15 protein-coding genes and 1 riboswitch are annotated in these 18229 nt (G+C 37.9%); of the genes, 9 read left to right on the top strand and 6 right to left on the bottom strand.

Annotation, left to right across the window (positions count from 1 at the left end; all coding sequences use genetic code 11):
- Positions 1-293 precede the first annotated feature (293 nt).
- Positions 294-3074 carry a bifunctional aconitate hydratase 2/2-methylisocitrate dehydratase gene (locus HNP38_RS16350; RefSeq protein WP_184191494.1) on the bottom strand — a complete coding sequence of 927 codons (2781 nt, stop codon included), beginning with the start codon at positions 3072-3074 and terminating at the stop codon, positions 294-296.
- A 267-nt stretch (positions 3075-3341) separates the two neighbouring features.
- Between HNP38_RS16350 and HNP38_RS16355 the strand changes: the two genes are divergently transcribed.
- The 9 genes from HNP38_RS16355 to HNP38_RS16395 all read left to right on the top strand — a co-directional run bounded on the left by HNP38_RS16355 (position 3342) and on the right by HNP38_RS16395 (position 13626).
- Complete coding sequence (locus HNP38_RS16355; protein ID WP_228461084.1) at positions 3342-4106, top strand: WG repeat-containing protein; 765 nt, start codon at positions 3342-3344, stop codon at positions 4104-4106.
- Between the two features lie 36 nt (positions 4107-4142).
- Positions 4143-4231, top strand: a riboswitch (TPP riboswitch).
- A 102-nt stretch (positions 4232-4333) separates the two neighbouring features.
- Positions 4334-6451 (top strand): TonB-dependent receptor, encoded by a 2118-nt coding sequence (locus HNP38_RS16360; protein ID WP_184191498.1) that lies wholly within the window; start codon positions 4334-4336, stop codon positions 6449-6451.
- Positions 6452-6607: 156 nt separating this feature from the next.
- A complete protein-coding gene (locus HNP38_RS16365) occupies positions 6608-7285 on the top strand; it encodes a T9SS type A sorting domain-containing protein (RefSeq protein ID WP_184191500.1) in 678 nt (225 codons plus the stop codon).
- A gap of 98 nt (positions 7286-7383) precedes the next feature.
- Positions 7384-8127 carry a hypothetical protein gene (locus HNP38_RS16370; RefSeq protein WP_184191502.1) on the top strand — a complete coding sequence of 248 codons (744 nt, stop codon included), beginning with the start codon at positions 7384-7386 and terminating at the stop codon, positions 8125-8127.
- A complete protein-coding gene (locus HNP38_RS16375) occupies positions 8115-8636 on the top strand; it encodes an acyl-CoA thioesterase (protein WP_184191504.1) in 522 nt (173 codons plus the stop codon). The genes HNP38_RS16370 and HNP38_RS16375 overlap by 13 nt, the downstream gene beginning before the upstream one ends.
- A 257-nt stretch (positions 8637-8893) precedes the next feature.
- Positions 8894-9823, top strand: coding sequence for a 2-hydroxyacid dehydrogenase (locus HNP38_RS16380; protein WP_184191506.1), 930 nt, complete (start codon positions 8894-8896; stop codon positions 9821-9823).
- Between the two features lie 263 nt (positions 9824-10086).
- A complete protein-coding gene (locus tag HNP38_RS16385; RefSeq protein ID WP_184191508.1) occupies positions 10087-11343 on the top strand; it encodes a serine hydrolase domain-containing protein in 1257 nt (418 codons plus the stop codon).
- A gap of 25 nt (positions 11344-11368) precedes the next feature.
- The gene (locus HNP38_RS16390) at positions 11369-13162 is read left to right on the top strand and encodes an Ig-like domain-containing protein (protein WP_184191510.1); all 1794 of its coding nucleotides are present in this window, start codon (positions 11369-11371) and stop codon (positions 13160-13162) included.
- A gap of 5 nt (positions 13163-13167) precedes the next feature.
- On the top strand, positions 13168-13626 hold the full coding sequence (locus HNP38_RS16395; protein WP_184191512.1) for a heme-binding domain-containing protein: 459 nt from the start codon (positions 13168-13170) through the stop codon (positions 13624-13626).
- Between the two features lie 214 nt (positions 13627-13840).
- Here HNP38_RS16395 and HNP38_RS16400 read toward each other — a convergent pair whose 3' ends face one another.
- The 5 genes from HNP38_RS16400 to HNP38_RS16420 all read right to left on the bottom strand — a co-directional run bounded on the left by HNP38_RS16400 (position 13841) and on the right by HNP38_RS16420 (position 18100).
- The gene (locus tag HNP38_RS16400; RefSeq protein ID WP_184191514.1) at positions 13841-14356 is read right to left on the bottom strand and encodes an NUDIX hydrolase; all 516 of its coding nucleotides are present in this window, start codon (positions 14354-14356) and stop codon (positions 13841-13843) included.
- Positions 14353-15267, bottom strand: a complete 915-nt coding sequence (gene xerD, locus HNP38_RS16405) for a site-specific tyrosine recombinase XerD (protein ID WP_184191516.1) — start codon at positions 15265-15267, stop codon at positions 14353-14355. The genes HNP38_RS16400 and xerD overlap by 4 nt, the downstream gene beginning before the upstream one ends.
- Before the next feature lie 6 nt (positions 15268-15273).
- Positions 15274-15696 carry a deoxycytidylate deaminase gene (locus tag HNP38_RS16410; RefSeq protein ID WP_184191518.1) on the bottom strand — a complete coding sequence of 141 codons (423 nt, stop codon included), beginning with the start codon at positions 15694-15696 and terminating at the stop codon, positions 15274-15276.
- A gap of 43 nt (positions 15697-15739) precedes the next feature.
- The gene (locus HNP38_RS16415; RefSeq protein WP_184191521.1) at positions 15740-16507 is read right to left on the bottom strand and encodes an enoyl-CoA hydratase/isomerase family protein; all 768 of its coding nucleotides are present in this window, start codon (positions 16505-16507) and stop codon (positions 15740-15742) included.
- A 105-nt stretch (positions 16508-16612) separates the two neighbouring features.
- Positions 16613-18100 carry a catalase gene (locus HNP38_RS16420; RefSeq protein WP_184191523.1) on the bottom strand — a complete coding sequence of 496 codons (1488 nt, stop codon included), beginning with the start codon at positions 18098-18100 and terminating at the stop codon, positions 16613-16615.
- Positions 18101-18229 lie beyond the last annotated feature (129 nt).

Genomic DNA, 18229 nt, shown 5'->3' on the forward strand with positions numbered 1-18229 from the left:
ACGTAATTTTTGTTCTTTTCAATAGATTTTCCGTGATTTTAATCAGGAAATTTACCTGTACAATACATCAAAATCTATTCCTACACTCTATGTAGAAGGATAAATATGATGAATGATTAAAATATTTTATGACTATGAAGTTAAGGAAAAAATGAATTTTTTGATATTAATGAAGGTTAAAATAATTCTTATCAGTCTTAAATGGAAAGATTCTAAACAAAAAAATGGAAGATTTTTTTAATCTTCCATTTTACTTATCTTTAAAATAGTCTTTTGACTATTATTTAATTCTATTAATGGCCAACTGCAACCAATTCCTTAATAGAAGGTACAAAAGTCGTAAGGTTAATGCCTTCCACAGCTGCTTTATACTCATCAATATTAGGGATTCTTCCCATAATAGCAGAAAGTACAACTACCGGGGTTGAAGCCAATAAAGATTCACCTTTTTTACGTTCAGAATCTTCAACTACCCTTCCCTGGAAAAGACGTGTAGAAGTGGCTAAAACAGTATCTCCTTTTTCAGCTTTTTCCTGGTTACCCATACAAAGGTTACATCCCGGGCGCTCAAGGTACATCATATTTTCGTATTGAGTACGGGCTTCACCTTTTGGAGCATTATCGTTAAACTCAAAACCTGAATATTTTTCTAAAAATTCCCAGTCACCCTCAGCCTTTAATTCATCGATGATATTATAAGTAGGAGCAGCTACAACCAATGGCGCCTGGAATTCTACTTTACCATTTTGCTTTTCAAGGTTTTTAAGCATCTGAGCAACGATTTTCAAATCGCCTTTATGAACCATACAAGACCCAACGAAACCAAGATCAACTTTTTTCTCACCACCGTAATAGGTAAGGTCTCTGATGGTATCGTGAGTATATCTCTTAGAAATGTCTTCGTTATTTACATCCGGATCGGCAATCATTGGCTCAACGATTACATCAAGGTCAACAACTACTTCTGCATAGTATTTTGCATTCGCATCAGGAGTTAAAGCAGGCTTATCACCGGTTTTGATTTCTTCGATTCTCTTGTTTGCTTTATCAATTAAGCCTTGAAGAACTTGATTTTTGTTGTCCATTCCTTTATCAATCATGATCTGGATTCTGCTTTTAGCAATTTCCAATGATTCGATCAAAGTATCATCTTCAGAAATACAGATAGAAGCTTTAGCTTTCATTTCTGCAGTCCAGTCTGTGAACGTAAATGCCTGGTCGGCAGGAAGTGTTCCGATATGCACCTCAATAATTCTTCCCTGGAAAACATTTTCACCGTCAAATTGCTTCAACATCTGAGCCTGGGTTGCGTGAACCACATCACGGAAATCCATATGCTCTTTCATCTCTCCTTTGAAAGTTACTTTCACAGATTCAGGAATCGGCATAGAAGCTTCGCCTGTTGCCAAAGCTAGCGCTACTGTTCCGGAGTCAGCTCCGAAAGCAACACCTTTAGACATTCTTGTGTGAGAGTCACCTCCGATGATGATTGCCCATTCGTCAACCGTAATATCATTAAGAACTTTGTGAATAACGTCCGTCATAGAGTGATATTCACCTTTCGGGTCACGTGCTGTGATGACTCCGAAATCGTTCATGAATTTCATCAGTTTAGGAATATTCGTCTGAGCTTTTTTGTCCCAAACCGAAGCAGTGTGACATCCTGACTGATACGCTCCATCTACGATTGGAGAAATTACCGTTGCAGCCATTGATTCCAATTCCTGAGCGGTCATTAATCCTGTTGTATCCTGAGAACCAACAATGTTTACTTCAACACGAACATCTGAACCTGCGTGCAATAATTTACCTTTAGTAACACCAACCGCATTTCTGTTGAAGATTTTTTCAACGGCAGTAAGGCCTTGTCCTTCGATAGAAATTTCTTTAGATGGAGCAAAAACCGCAGGAGCAGTGATTCCTAAAGTTTCTGCAGCAAACGTCTGGATTTTTTTACCAAAAACAATAGCATAAGAGCCACCTGCTTTGATGAATTCTAATTTTTGAGGAGTAAATGATTTTGAAATGTCTTTCAATTCTTTATCTCCTTTATATAATTTCTTTTCTTTAGTATTGATTGTCAGAACTGTTCCTGTAGCTACAGAGTAAGCTTCTTCCAAAACGATTTCACCATTCTCGTTACGAACAGGGTTGCCGTTTTCGTCTACTTTTTTTACCCAGTTCTGAAGATCGATTCCAATACCTCCTGTTACATCAACTGTAGTAAGGAAAATTGGAGAAATACCGTTTGTTCCTCCAACAATCGGAGCAATATTTACGAAAGGTACATAAGGGCTTGCCTGCTTACCTGTCCAAAGAGCAACGTTATTTACACCTGACATACGAGAGGAACCAACACCCATTGTTCCCTTTTCTGCAATCAGCATTACACTAGCATCAGGATGCTGTGCCTGCAATGCTCTTATTTCTTCCTGCGCCTTAGGGGTGATCATACATTTACCATGCAATTCACGGTCAGATCTTGAGTGAGCCTGATTACCCGGAGAAAGCAAATCCGTAGAAATGTCACCTTCACCAGCGATAAAAGTAACCACTTTAATTTCTTCAGCAACTTCCGGTAATTCTGTGAAAAATTCTGCTTTTGCATAGCTTTCCAAAATATCTTTAGCGATTTCGTTACCAGATTCGAAAGCATTTTTCAAACGTTCTGTATCTGCATCATATAAGAAAACCTGTGTTTTAAGAACTTTTGCAGCTTCTTTCGCTGTTTCAATATCATTACCTAAAGCCAAATCCAGCAATACCTCGATTGATTTACCTCCTTTCATATGGGATAATAATTCAAAAGCAAAAGCTGGCGATATTTCTACTACTACGGATTCCCCAAGAATAATTTCTTTTAAAAACTGGGCTTTTACACCAGCAGCACTTGTGGTTCCGGGTAAAGTATTATAAATGAAAAATTTAAGAGAATCAGCTCTGTATTCGTTAGCTGTATCTTTGATCTGTGCAATGATTTCACTTAATAATTCTGCACTGTCAATCGGCTTTGGATGAAGCCCCTGGTTTTTTCTTTCTTCAATTTCTTGGATGTAATCCTGATACATATTCATAATAATAGAAGTCTTTTCAATTTTAAATCAGACTATAAGACGGTTGTTAATAGGTCTGAAGTCAGTGTGGTTATTTTTTGATGAGGGATAATCGTCTGTCCCAAAGGGAAATGTAATGGAGCTTTTTTAAAATTATCAAACAATCAAAAATGTTTCCAAAATTACGAAATTTTACTATTTTATAAAGATGAAATTATTTAGATTCTTTATAAATATGATTTTTATATTTTCTATTTTTGGCAGTAATTTTGCAAACAAATGAGGAGTATGAAAAAAGTGATTCCGTTTTTATTGGTTTTTATTTCAATTTCATTTTTTTCACAGACCAAATCTGTGAAGAAAACTCCTGTAAAAAATCCCCCGAGGGTTATTGCTAAAAAAAAACAGGAACCTAAGCCTAACCCGGACCTTATCATTCTTAATAAGGATGTTCCCGTACTGATTCCTCAGAAGAGAGAGGATAAATTCGGGTACATCAATCAGAAAGGGAAATTCCTTATTCAACCGGAATATCACATTGCCGTTTTCTTTGCCGAAGACTGTAATCTTTTGAACTCACCGAATGAAAAGGTAAGAAAGTTTGGAACCAAAGAATATGCAACGGTAGAAAAGGATATGATTTCATACAGGATAAACCAGGCGGGCAAAAGAGTGTATGAATATAAAACAGATGATCTGGGAAAATGTAAAAGTGAATTCAAGCAGCAGCAATATCAGGCTTATGTTCTAAACGGATTTTACGGGATCATTGAAAAGGCAAAATTTGTAAATGCTGCTGATTACAGAGATTACCATATTTATCCTCAATATCACTATCTGCATATCATGGAGGGAGATGATGTTTCCAACCCAATGATCGTGGCCTCTTATAATGACCGGTTTGGGGTAATTGATGTTAATAATAAAGTTGTCATCCCTTTTGAATACTCTAATATCAAAAGAAATTTCAGCTGGAAACTGGGCCGGATGTTTGAAGTGACCAAAGACGGTACGAACTATTATTATATTGATGCTAATAACAAAGCTTATTAAATTGTAGGTTTAACATATTTTTTGTAATTTCGCGGCTGAAATAAAGGGGTGCTGTAACAGGCTGAGATTATACCCGATGAACCTGGAACAGGTAATGCTGTTTAGGGAAATTAAAAATGAGCAATAGATAATGAGCAATGAGTAATTTTTAAAATATTACTTATTACCAATTACTAATTACTTATCATAATCGCCCCTTTTATTCATTAAATTTTAAAATTTATAGAATGAAAGGATTATTTTTTTTAGGGCTTACTGTAAGCTCTCTGGGTTTTGCACAAAACCAAACTACCGATTCCCTGAAAACAAAGGAAATTGAAGCTGTCATTTTTACCAGGCGTCTTCCTGTTGCCAAAGAGATCATTAATGTTCAGAAAGATTTGGACAGCAGAAATCTTGGACAGGATCTACCTATTCTCCTGAAAAATCAAACCTCCATTATCTCTACATCAGATGCAGGGAATGGAGTGGGGTATACGGGTTTCAGGATCCGGGGAGTTGCCGGACGGGGAATCAATGTAATGATGAACGGGGTTCCTTACAATGACTCCGAAAGCCAGGGGACATTTTTTGTGGATGTTCCGGATTTGACGAGTTCCGCCTCACAAATCGTTATCCAAAGAGGGGTAGGGACTTCCAGTAACGGTGTTTCGGCTTTCGGAGCAAGTATCAATGTGGTTTCCAGGGAACCTGAAGAGAAGTTTTACTTTAAAACAGATGACAGTTACGGCTCATTTAATACCTATAAATATTCTGCTGAGATCGGATCCGGGAAATTCTGGAAAAACCGTCTCTCTGTGATGGGAAGATATACCCGTATTCATTCTGACGGATATATTGACAGGGCCTCATCAGACCTGCATTCTTATAACTTTACCGCATTATTTGAAGAAGGAAAAACAAAGCTTCGCCTGATGGCCTTCGGCGGTAAAGAAAAAACGTATCAGGCTTGGAACGGGATCGACAGGAAGACCTGGGAAACAGATCCGAAATTCAATATTTCAGGAGCTATTTATGATTCAAATTGGGAAAATATCACAGGATTCTATGACAATGAAACGGATAATTACAGACAGAATCATTATCAGTTATTGTGGGAGCAGGGACTTAATGCCCACTGGAACTTAGAAACCACTTTACATTATACCAAAGGGAAAGGCTATTATGAGAATTATAAACAGGGCGATCCTTTTTCAAGATACAGCTTGCCGGATCTCGTTGAAGGCGGGCAATCTGTGGAGTACTCTGACTTTATCAGAAAAAAATGGTTGAATAATGATTTTTATGGTTTAGTATCCACACTTTACGGAAAGTTTGATCATCTGGACCTTAATTTCGGAGTGGTAGCCAATCAGTATTATGGAAGGCACTTCGGAAATGTGACGGGGGTTTTCTATCCTCAGATCAACAGGCATGAGTATTACAGGAACCGTTCCATAAAAAATGAAGCAGCAGGATTTGCAAAAGCTTTGGTGAAGATACGTGATTTTGAATTTTTCGGGGATCTGCAACTAAGATACATTGACTATGATACCAAAATTTTAATGGCAGGTGATGATGAGGGAGCAGATTTAAATAAGAACTGGCTGTTCTTTAATCCGAAAGCTGGAGTAAATTATAATATAGGAAACGGAAAAGTATTCCTGTCCTATGCCCATGCCCACCGTGAGCCGAACCGTGATGACCTGTTTGCCAATAAGGATACTGAAGCTGAAAAACTTCATGATTTTGAAGCCGGTGTAGAAAAACAGTTCGGGATCTTGTCTTTGACTGCCAATCTATATTATATGTATTATGTCAATCAGTTGGTTCTGAATGGTGAAATCAATAATGTAGGGGCGTTCATCAGGACCAATTCCGGAAAAAGCTACAGAAGAGGGGTTGAGATCGGGGCATTGGCAAAACTATCCGAACAGTGGGAAGTTTCAGGGAATGTAACGGTAAGCCAGAACAGGAATCTGGATTTTAAAATAGAAAATGAACAGGGAGTAAAAGATATGGGACATACACAGATCTCTTTTTCGCCGGATGTAATTGCTAATCTGGGACTGAAATTCAGCCCGGCCAAAAATTTCCAGTTTTCTTTGATGAATCAATATGTGGGAAAACAATACCTGGATAATACGGAAGATAAAAATTTACAATTAAAAGACTATCTACTTACCGATTTTAATGCCCGGTATCAGTTCAAAATTGCCAACAATGAGGTTGCTTTAAAATTACTGGTGAATAATCTTTTCAATAAGAAATATGTGAATAACGGGTATGTTTATGATGCAAGCCCATATTATTTTTCACAGGCCGGAACCAATTTCATGTTTGGGATAAGCTGGAAAATTCAATGATCAGTTGATCAATTCCGTTACCACAAGGTAACAAGTTAGATTTAATTTTTTTAAGATCGCTTCGGCGGTCTTTTTTTATCAAAAACAAAATGTCACACTATTTTGATATTATCCCGAAAAGAATATATTTGTATACTTAATTAAAAAACAAACAAAATGAAAAAACTTTATTCATTATGGGCTGTACTGTTCTTTGCAGTCCTTGCTACTGCGCAGATCCAGGTTTCTGTGCAAAGTCCGGGAGTTTATAAAATTACTTATGGAGCAGCTAACGATTACTCAGCGTATGATCCGGGGTTCGGAACGGCTACCTTCTATGTGCATACATGGGTACAGGCCGGCCAGAACTCTGCCAATATTCTGTATGAAGATGCATGGAGCAATTCTAATGTGACCATGAACTGGGATTCTGCTGCTAATGCCTATGTAGGATATGTAAATCTGAATTCGAAATTATTTACAAATTCCAATAACACGATGCCGGCGAGTACTACGGTCACCCAATTAAATTTTGTTTTTAAAGACCTGCAAAACGGGGCAACAAAACAATCAGGAGATCAGTTTACTACGCTTTCCACGACAACATTGGGAAGTTTGTCCGCTGTAGACACTTCAAAACAAAAAGATAGCTCTTTTGTCGTAGAAGGAAAGCTGTACACTTCCAAAAAAGGAAACCTTGAAATTTCAGTTTTTGATTTTAACGGGAGATTGATAAAAACCCAGAATACAAATGCTGATGGAAACCCTATAGAATTGAATATCCCACAAAAAGGCAACTATATTTTATCCGTCTCGGATAAGAATATAAGAGAAACTATAAAATTCAGATATTAATCATAATCAGTACAAATGAAAAAAGACCGCCGAAGCGGTCTTTTTTCATCTAATAAATAACCGGAAAAATCGTGAAAAAGTTATAAATTTGCTGCCAAATGAATATTTCGGCATACATTCTAGAATATCTCAAACAGTTTGGATCTGTTACGGTTCCCGGCTTTGGTGTGTTTTATCTGGAAAATTCTAAGGCAATTATCAATTCTGATAACGGAAGCATTCTTCCGCCTTCCAGCCAGATAGCCTTTACCCCTGATTATGGAGTGAAGTCTGATGAACTGGCAGCATTTATAAGCAGCCAGAAACAGAGTTCTATAGAATCTTCAAAAAATGAGCTGCTCATACAGACTGATTTTTGGAAGAAAAAACTTCAGGCAGATCAGATGCTTGAAATTCAGAATCTGGGCTCCATATTTATTGAAGATGGCAAAACCCATTTTAAAGGAAACCGCTTGGAGTCTGACCATCCGGACTTTTACGGACTGGAAGAGATCCGTATTTCTGATATGAATGTGGATCATTCCCATACGGATAACATGGCAAACGAGTATCAGTTCAACACATCTCTTTTGTGGATTTTTCTTTTCATTGTTCCGGTTTTGGGAATACTTTACCTTACCTATACCCAGCCTGAGCTTCTTTTCGGAAAAAAATCCTTTGATGAAGCTTCTGCACAGGTAAGAACTCAGGAGAAAGTAAAAGAGGTAGTAAGGGTAAAATATGATTCTCTTCAACAGAAGAGATCAGACTCCCTGAAAAAAGATTCTTTAGCTGATCCGGCTGCAAAAAATGCAGGAATTCAGACCAATAAAAATAACATTAAGGCTACATGGCAAAAATAAAAAAAGCGTCAGAATCCCTGACTATCATGACCAATATTGTTCTTCCCAATGAAACCAATTCTTTAAGAAACCTTTTTGGAGGCGAGCTTCTGGCAAAGATGGACAGATGTGCATCCATTTCTGCTGCAAGGCATTGCGAAAGAAGAGTAGTAACGGCTTCTGTGAATCACGTTTCCTTCAACCATCCTATTCCTGAAGGAGGAGTAGTGGTTTTGGAATCCAAGGTTTCAAGAGCATTTTCTACTTCTATGGAAGTGTATGTGGATGTTTGGCTGGATGATCCGATCAATCAGAAGAAAATTCATACCAATGAAGGGATCTATACTTTTGTGGCAGTGGATGAATTCAACCGCCCGATCCCGATCCCGGAGATGGAGCCTGAAACAGAGCTGGAAAAAGAAAGATATGCTGCCGCTTTCCGAAGAAAAGAATTATCATTGATTCTTTCAGGAAGAATGAAGCCGTTAGAATCTGTGGAGCTTAAAAAACTATTCCAGGAGCCAGGTTAATTGCGAATAGCATTGTTGTATTTGAAAAGGCTTGCGGATTTTGCGTTTGAAATATGAACCACAAAAGTCACAAAAGTTTTTAAAAATACGCTTGAAAAAAAACTCTAAAGAGTTCACATGATATGAAAATCAAAGATTTTCAAAAGCTAACGAGATCTTTAATATACTTCTAAAGATCTTACAATGAAAACTTAGGTGTCTAAAACAGCTTTTGTGAGTTTTGTGGTTCATATTTTTGATAAGTCTAAACCTAATTAATGAAAATTCTCCTTTTAGATAAAAACCATCCTCTCATCACAGAGCAGCTTCTAGCCAAAAACTTTACTTTGGAAGAAGACTTTACGTCCTCTTATGATGAGGTTTGCAATACAATTGAAAATTACGACGGGATCATTATCAGAAGCCGTATTCCTTTAGATAAGAATTTTCTTGAAAGAGGAAAAAACCTGAAATTCATCGCAAGGGTGGGTGCCGGAATGGAAAATATAGATGTTGTAGCGGCGCGGCAGCTGGGTATCCAATTGATCAATTCCCCGGAAGGAAACCGTGATTCTGTTGCAGAGCATGTGGTAGGAATGCTGTTGGTTTTAATGCACCGCCTGTTTATTGCTTCCCTGGAAGTAAAGGACGGGATCTGGAAACGCGAAGAGAACAGAGGAGATGAGCTGTTAGGAAAAACGGTAGGCCTTATCGGGTATGGAAATATGGGGAAAGCAGCGGCGAAAAGGCTTTCCGGCTTTGGATGCAAAGTGATCTTCCATGATATTCTGCCAGATCTTTCAGATGAATTTGCCAGCCAGGTGACCTTAGACCAACTAAAAAATTCAGCAGATATTGTAAGCCTTCATATTCCGCTTACGACAGAAACGTATCATCTGGTCGATGAAGAATTCATTTCCGGAATGAAGAAGGACTTTTATTTCATCAATACGGCAAGAGGTAAAAATGTAAATACCGGGAGTCTGGTTGAAGGCCTGAGATCTGGAAAGATAAAAGGAGCCTGCCTGGATGTCCTGGAATATGAAAAATCTTCTTTTGAACATCTGGAAACAGAAAACGACGATCTGAAATACCTTTTGGATTCTGAAAAAGTAATAGTAACTCCCCATATTGCCGGATGGACCCATCAAAGCAAGGAAAAACTGGCACAAATTATTGTAGATAAGATATTAGCTTCTTTTGGCTAAAGGTTAAAAGGCAAAATCGCGAAACTGTAAAATTGTAAAACAGTTAATAGTTTTTTAAACTACACTATTTGCCATTTCACTATCTCGCCTTTTTGCCTTTTCGCGATTTTACTCTTTTATGATTTTACATTTTTACGATTCGGCAATTTTACAAATTTACCTTTGCCCTTTCTCATCTGTCATGTTAAATAATTCATAATATATGCTCATTATTTAATATTTATTTTGAGTTTTATTAAATTGCTGCTCATTTCCTTGAACCCATGAAGAAGCTTAATCTTATACCAGTTTTAATAGCTGTTGTATTACTTTTTTCCTGTAAAAACAAGTCCGAATCCAATGAGTCTGTAGCAGAAACCCGTCTTCCTAATTTCGGGAATGTAGATCTGGATAAAGTTTTCACAAAAGCAGACAGCGATCTCTCTAATAAAGATTCGGTTGTTCATTTTATAGATCAGTATTATAAGACCATATGGGAGGGAAGCGATCTGAGCGGAGGAATACTGGTTGCGAAAGGGAATGATATCCTGTATGAGAATTACAGGGGCTTCGGAAGGGAAGGGAATCAGATGCCCATTGGTAAAACGACTCCTTTGCATGTGGCTTCGGTTTCTAAGACACTGACGGCTATGGCTATGATGAAACTGGTAGAAGCGGGAAAAATACAGTTGTCGGATCATTTAACCCAGTACTTTCCCGGATTTCCCTATCCGGATGTTACCGTTCAGACCTTACTGGATCAAAGAAGCGGTCTTCCGAAATATGAATATTTCATCACGAAAATACAGCCGGCCCCGGCAGAGCTTTCAAAACCTTATCTAACCAATCAGGATATACTGGATATGATCATCCGGTATAAGCCTGAGCTTGCCAGAGATACGGATACAGGATTTATGTACTGTAATACCAATTTTGCATTGCTGGCACTACTAATAGAAAAAGTGACGGGAATGCCTTTTCCACAGGTGATGAAAGAAATGGTTTTTACACCGCTAAAAATGAATAACAGCTATATCTTCCAGGAGAAAGATATCCCTACAGCAGCACAATCCTTTTATTATGGCGGGAACAGATTATATCCTTTAGACAGGCTGGATCTTATCTACGGTGATAAAAATGTATATACCACCCCGGGAGACCTTTATAACTTTTCCAAAGCCATGTTCTCCAAAGACTTTTTAAAACCGGAACTAATGGAAATGGTCTTTACTCCTTACAGCAATGAAAAGGCAGGAGTGAATAACTATGGCCTGGGATTCCGGATGAAGATTTTTGACAACGGGGAAAAACTGACATATCATAACGGATGGTGGCATGGTACCAATGCTGTTTTTGCCCATTTACTCAAATCAAAAGTAACTATTGTTGCGATAGGGAATAAATATTCTGCCAGGGTGTATACGGCACTGGCCTTATCGGGGCTTTTTGAAGATTTTCCCATACAGAAAGATAAGCTTCACAGCATCATGAATGATAAGCAGGATTCTTTGAAAAGCGGACATGAAGTTTATGGAGAATAATGTTTATTTTTGCTCAAATATATTCATGAAAAGATTCTTCTTATTACTGGTCATCGGTTTTCTTGTGCAATCCTGTGCAAGGGTCGGTTCGCCTGTAGGTGGCCCGAAAGACTCCCTGGCTCCGAGGTTTTTAAGCTCAAATATTGATACTACAAGAGTGAATGTTCCCAGAGATATCAGAGAGCTGCGCCTTGATTTTGATGAATATATTACTTTGAAAGACATCAGTAAAAACCTGATCATTTCCCCTCCCATCGAGAAGATTAAACGTATTCTGCCCTCTAATATTGCCAACAGGTATGTCATCATTCAATGGGAAGATACATTGCAGGCCAATACAACCTACAATTTTAACTTCGGAAATTCTATTGCAGATAACAATGAAGCGAATATCCTGCGATACTTCAATTTTGCCTTCTCTACCGGAGAAAAGCTGGATGATCTCTATATAAGCGGTGAAGTGAAGGATGCGTTTGCCATAAAAAAGCAGACTGCCAATAATGAAAATAAGCTTGCAGTAGGGCTGTATCAGGTGAAAGATACCATCAATTATAAACAGAAGCCATATTATATTACAAAAGTTGATGACGACGGGTATTATGAGCTTAATTATCTGTCTCCGGGAAAATACAAGATCATTGCTTTTGAAGATGAAAACGGAAATTCTATATATGATGTGGGGAAAGAAAAGATTGGTTTCCAGAAAGAGACCATAGATTTTGAGAAATCTATCTCAGGTTTGAATTTAAAAGTGTACCCTTCTAAAAAACCTCTGAAGTATATAGAAATGAAAGAATCTCCGGGAGGTGCCTTAATGATCTTTGAAGGAAAACCTGATGAGGTGAAAGTGCTTTCCCTCAATGAAAAGCTTCAGGATATTAAAGTGACACACCGTTCCAAATCAGATACAGTAAGAATCTGGTTTGATGCTGTAAAAAATAATGTAGGGCAAACCGTAACAGAAAACTTAAAGTTCAGCTATGATTTTGATGCGGATACCAGTAATAACGGCAAAAAGCAGGAGGCTTCCCTGTTCTATAAGTACAATGCGAAAAATGCTATGGACCTCGTCAATACCGAAGGAGCGGCATTACCACCAAAAACCGATTTTAAGATTACTTCCAATTATATCATTGATAAAATAAACACCGAAAAATGGGTATTAAAAAGCGATAGCTTAACCACACATTCATTTACGGCAAAGATCTCGGAAACTGATCCTTATGAAATTTTAGTGCGGTCTGAATTTGAAGCAGGGAAAAAATATCAGCTTACAGTTCCTAAAGAGACAGTTTCATCATTTTATGCTAAAAACTCAGTCTCAAAACGATTTGACTTTGAAGCTGATAAAGTTGAAAATTACGGAAGCCTGGCGTTTACCCTTCAGAATGGGCCTTCTGCAAATTATTGGATCCAGCTGTTAGATTCTTCGGAAAAAGTTCAATATCAGAAATATACATCAGGAAATGCCGTTAAGTTTGATATCCTTAAACCTGGAGAATATATTGTAAGGATCCTTGTGGATAATAATGGCAATAAATATTGGGATGAAGCGGATTTTGAAAACGCTACTTTTGCTGAAGATTCCTATGTTTTTTATAAAGTGGCAATCGTAAGGCCATTATGGGATACTATTGAACAGTGGGATTTGAAAGACACCAGAACCTTGGAGAGTCCTAAAACTACAACTTCTTCTAAAAATAGTAATAGTACCTCACAGCCAGCCAGAACCCAAGACAGATCGTTACAAAGCCCGGGACTTAATAATACGAATACCGGAGTAAGATCAGACAGAGCTGTTTTAAAGCCTGTGAAATAATTGGTATGAAAAGATTAAGACAAATTGCACTTTGGATTGTAGTGGCTTTTGCATTGATTCAGTTCATCCCGGTTGACAGGGTGAATAAGCCGGTCGATCATGCAGCCAATTTTGTTGATTCTAAAAAAACACCAGTCAATATAGCGAAACTTCTGAAAAATGCCTGCTATGACTGTCATTCAAATGAAACAGTTTATCCCAAATATGCTTATATAGCTCCCGTTTCCTGGTCCGTGAAAAACCATGTGAATGAAGGTAGAGAACATCTTAATTTTTCTATTTGGGAAACTTATAACAAGGATTTGAAAGAAAGTATGCTTGATAAATCTATTCAGTCCATTCGGAGCAAAGCAATGCCTATGCCGGGTTATATAGTCTATCATACAGAGGCCAACCTATCTGAAGCAGAAAGAATATTATTGATTAATTATTTTCAGGAAATGCTGAATTTAAAAACGTACTGATATTTAAAGGATAAAAAACCACAGATTTCACGGATTTACACAGACGTTCATGTATAAATTCTGCGGGAATATAAAAGTAATGCCTAGGCAAACGGAATTATTCCTTAAAAAATATTAAGGATTCAAAAACAAAAACCATCAAAGATTTCATGAACCTGCACGGATAACTATGCGTAAACATCTGTGTAAATCCGTGAAATCTGTGGTCCGAAAATTATATGGTTTTCAAATACTGTTCAAAAAATATCTTCTGAGAATCAAAAGCAATATCATCAAGGTCAATTTCCGCTAAAGAAATCCACTGTGCTTCTGAAATTTCGGAAAGTTCAAGGCTTACCTCAAATTTTTCCGGAACATTATATTCGTAAAACAGGTCAATGGTATTATAATCGATCTCTTTGTATTGATAAACATTTGGTAAGCTTGCCAGGTATCTCAGTTTTGAAATGTCAATATGCATTTGCAGCTCTTCGAAGAGTTCCCTTTTGCAGGTTTCTTCTGCGCTTTCCTTCGGATCCACAAAACCTCCTGCCAAATCCAGTTTTCCTTTTTTAGGATCCCTGTTTCTTCTGGTAAGATACACTTCGTCACCGCATCTTATAACTACGGCAACAGCTCCGGCAACATTGTTGTATAAGGTAAAATTACAATTGGGACAGCTCCATTTCTTTTCGCCGTCCCAATGTAAAGAATCTCTACTGCAGCTGGGGCAGTATTTTAATATTTTCATTGAGTAACATTAATATTTCTCGGATGATAGCTTAAAATTACATCCCTGAGTTCTTCTGTTTTCAAATGAGTATAGATTTCCGTTGTAGTGATACTCGAATGTCCCAGCATTTCCTGGATGTAACGCAAATCAGCTCCGTTTTGCAATAAATGGGTGGCAAATGAATGCCTGAAGGTGTGAGGAGATATTTTTTTGCTTACCCCCGCCTTGTCTGTAAGCTCCTTAATAATAAGAAATACAATTACTCTGGACATAGATGTCCCTCTGCTGTTAAGAAACAAAGTGTCTTCGTATTTCTTATTGATTTTATTCTTGGAACGTACTTCCTGAATATAGCTTTTCAATAATTCCGCAGTATAATCAGCCAAAGGAACGAAACGGGTCTTATTTCCCTTTCCGTGTACTTTGATATAATTTTCGTAGAAATTAATGTTTGAAATTTTTAGATCAATAAGTTCTGAGACACGAAGTCCGCATCCGTAAAGAACCTCAATAATGCATTGGTTTCTCTTTCCCAGATCCGAATTTACCTCTATAGCACTGATAATTTTATTAATATCAGGAAGGCTTAAAGTATCGGGAAGATACAATCCTAATTTTGGTCCTTCAAGCAGTGCTGCCGGATTATCTTCACGGTACTCGTCTTCAAGTAAAAATTTGAAGAAAGCCTTTATGGAAGATATCCATCTTGCCTGTGATCTTTCGCTGAACTTTTGTTTGGAAAGATTGAAGATGTACTCCTGCAGATTCTCATACCCTATAATATCTGGGCCGACGTTTGCCAGATCTTCTTCTGCGTATTCTTTTAGTTTTTTGATGTCTCGTACATACGCGTCGAGAGTGTTTTCTGAAAAATTTCTTTCGAAACGAAGAAAGATTTCAAAATCCTTAATTTTTTCATCCCAAGTCATGTTGTGTTATTTTTTTAATTCACTTTCTGATATTTGTTCTATTTCAATGTTATGGTTTTTTAAAAATGATATTCCGTCATCATCCGAATATTCATTGATGTACACTAGCCTGGTAATTCCCGCCTGCAAGATCAGTTTACTACACTCCTTGCACGGAGAAAGCGTTAAATATAACGTTGCACCTTTTGCAGATTGCGTAGAAGCTGCTAATTTCAATATTGCATTAGCTTCTGCGTGCAGCACATACCAGTGTGTTTTTCCCTCTTCATCCTCACAGCAGTTTTCAAATCCTGAAGGAGTACCATTGTAACCATCTGAAATAATCATCCTATCTTTTACGATAAGAGCTCCTACCTGCTTTCTTTTGCAGTAGGATAGTTTTGCCCACTCCTGAGCCATTTTTAGATAAGCCTTGTCAAACTTATTCATACCTCACAGCATTGTTTTTTTCGAAATAATTTGTATTAAGGGTTTAGAAGTTCGGCTTTCTTTTTTCCATAAAAGCAGAAACTCCTTCTTTTTTATCGTCCATTTCAAAAAGCTGTCCGAAATATTTGATTTCAGCTTCAAATCCTTTGTCTGTGTCCGATAGGTTTACGGCATCTATTGCCTTGGATATTGCCATGGGTGAATTTCTGGCAATAAGGGTTGCTAATTCTTTTGTTTTAGTTAATAATTCTTCAATAGGATATACCTCATTTACCAGTCCGATCTCTTTTGCTCTTTGAGCGGGGATCATCTTGGCAGAGAAGATCAATTCGTTGGCAAGGCCTTTTCCGATAAGCTTCGGAAGCCTTTGAGTCCCTCCGTACCCCGGGATTAATCCCAAAGTAACTTCCGGAAGCCCCAATTTGGCATTCTCAGATGCATATCTGATGTGGCACGCCATAGCAAGCTCTAGTCCGCCACCCAATGCAAATCCGTTTACGGCAGCAATTACGGGTTTAGACATATTTTCAATTTTGTTGAACAGGATATTCTGGCTGTTTCTGGCCAGTTCTTCTGCTTTTTCCTGTCCGAAATCACTAAATTCTTTAATGTCAGCACCGGCAACAAAGGACTTCTCGCCGCTTCCTGTAATGATGATCACTCTGCAGGAGTTATCGGCCTTCAATTCGTCCAGTAATGTACTGATTTCCTGAATGGTTTCGGCATTTAATGCGTTTAAACTTTCAGGTCTGTTTATTGTAATTATAGATAATTTATCTTCCTTTTTTAATAATGTGTTTTTGTAGTCCATTTTCCACTTTAAAATCCTTTCGTCTGCAAATTATGAATTTTTTACAAAAAAAAGGAAAAAATGTTGACTTTTTTTCCTTTTAATTTGAATTATTATTCAAGATGCTTATTTTGCGTGATTCATCATATTTGCATCTATATTAATATTTAGTTGCAAAGCTACTTTCATGCCAAGCTCAATGTTTGCTCTGAAAAAATGACATAATTGCCGGTTGATGATCTCATTTTTCTTTGGCCCGTCAATCCCTTTCATGCTTTCAACGATGTTATGAATGAGGTGTTCCCTGTCTTCAGCATTCATTGCCTTTGTATATAAAAGGCCCGGCTGGGTATAGTGATCATCATCATTTTCATTCCTGTTATAATGAGCCACATGAGTGCTGTCCAGTTCATAATCAAAACTTTTATACGCTGGATCCGGTTTGATATCATCAAAACTGTTCGGGTAATAATTGGGCTGATCCCCATAATCTTGGGAGTCGGCCATAAATCCATCCCTCTGATAATTGTTGACCACAAACGGGCACCGGTTCACTTCTAATTGATGAGCGTTGACTCCTACTCTGTACCGGTGTGCATCCGGATAAGAGAATAATCTTCCCTGGAGCATCTTGTCCGGAGAAAAACTTATACCATTAATAAGGTTGCTTGGGGAAAATGTAGATTGCTCTACATGAGCAAAATAATTAGCCGGGATTTCATTCAGCTCCATTTCACCAACTTCAATGAGTGGAAAATCACTTTGGAACCATACTTTGGTAATATCGAACGGATTCCATCTGAATTCTTTTACCTGCTCTTCGGTCATTACCTGAATGTACAGGGTCCATTTAGGAAAATCCCCATTTTCAATGGCATTGCAAAGATCTTCCTGGGCAAAGTCCGGATTTTCGCCTGCCATTTTTACGGCCTCTTCGTTGGTGAAGTTTTTAATTCCCTGCTTTGTTTTCAAATGGAACTTTACCCAGACTCTTTCATTATCGGAATTGATCATGGAGAAAGTATGGGAACCGAAGCCATGCATATGCCTATATCCGTAAGGGGTACCTCTGTCAGACATCAGGATTAAGACCTGATGAAGGGATTCCGGATTCAGGCTCCAGAAATCCCACATCATGGTGGCGCTTTTCAGATTGGTTTTAGGGATTCTTTTCTGGGTGTGGATAAAGTCCGGGAATTTTTTAGCATCTTTAATAAAGAATACCGGAGTGTTGTTTCCTACCAGATCCCAGTTCCCGTCCTCCGTATAAAATTTTAAGGCAAACCCTCTCGGATCTCTTGCCGTATCTGCACTTCCTTTTTCGCCTCCTACAGTAGAAAAGCGGGCAAACATTTTACAGGTGTTTCCTGCTTTTGAAAATAATTTTGCTTTGGTATACCTTGTTATATCATGGGTTACGGTGAATTTCCCATATGCCCCGCTTCCTTTAGCATGCACAATTCTTTCCGGGATTCTTTCCCTTACGAAATGGGCCAGATTCTCCTGCAGCATAAAATCCTGTAGCAATACCGGTCCTCTTGGACCCGCTGTCTGGGAATCCTGGTGCTCATAGTATGGAGCGCCGCTGCCTGATGTTAATTTTTTAGAATCCATATAGTTATGATTTGAATACTGCTTTCTCTTTTAAAGAGGGTGATTAAACATAATAATTTCTCAAATTTACCTCAATTTTTAATTGCCAATAGCAAAAACATCATATCTTTGTAATAGATAATATTAATC

This window comes from Chryseobacterium defluvii (assembly GCF_014204415.1).
In the GTDB taxonomy this organism is placed as follows: Bacteria; Bacteroidota; Bacteroidia; order Flavobacteriales; family Weeksellaceae; genus Chryseobacterium; species Chryseobacterium defluvii_A.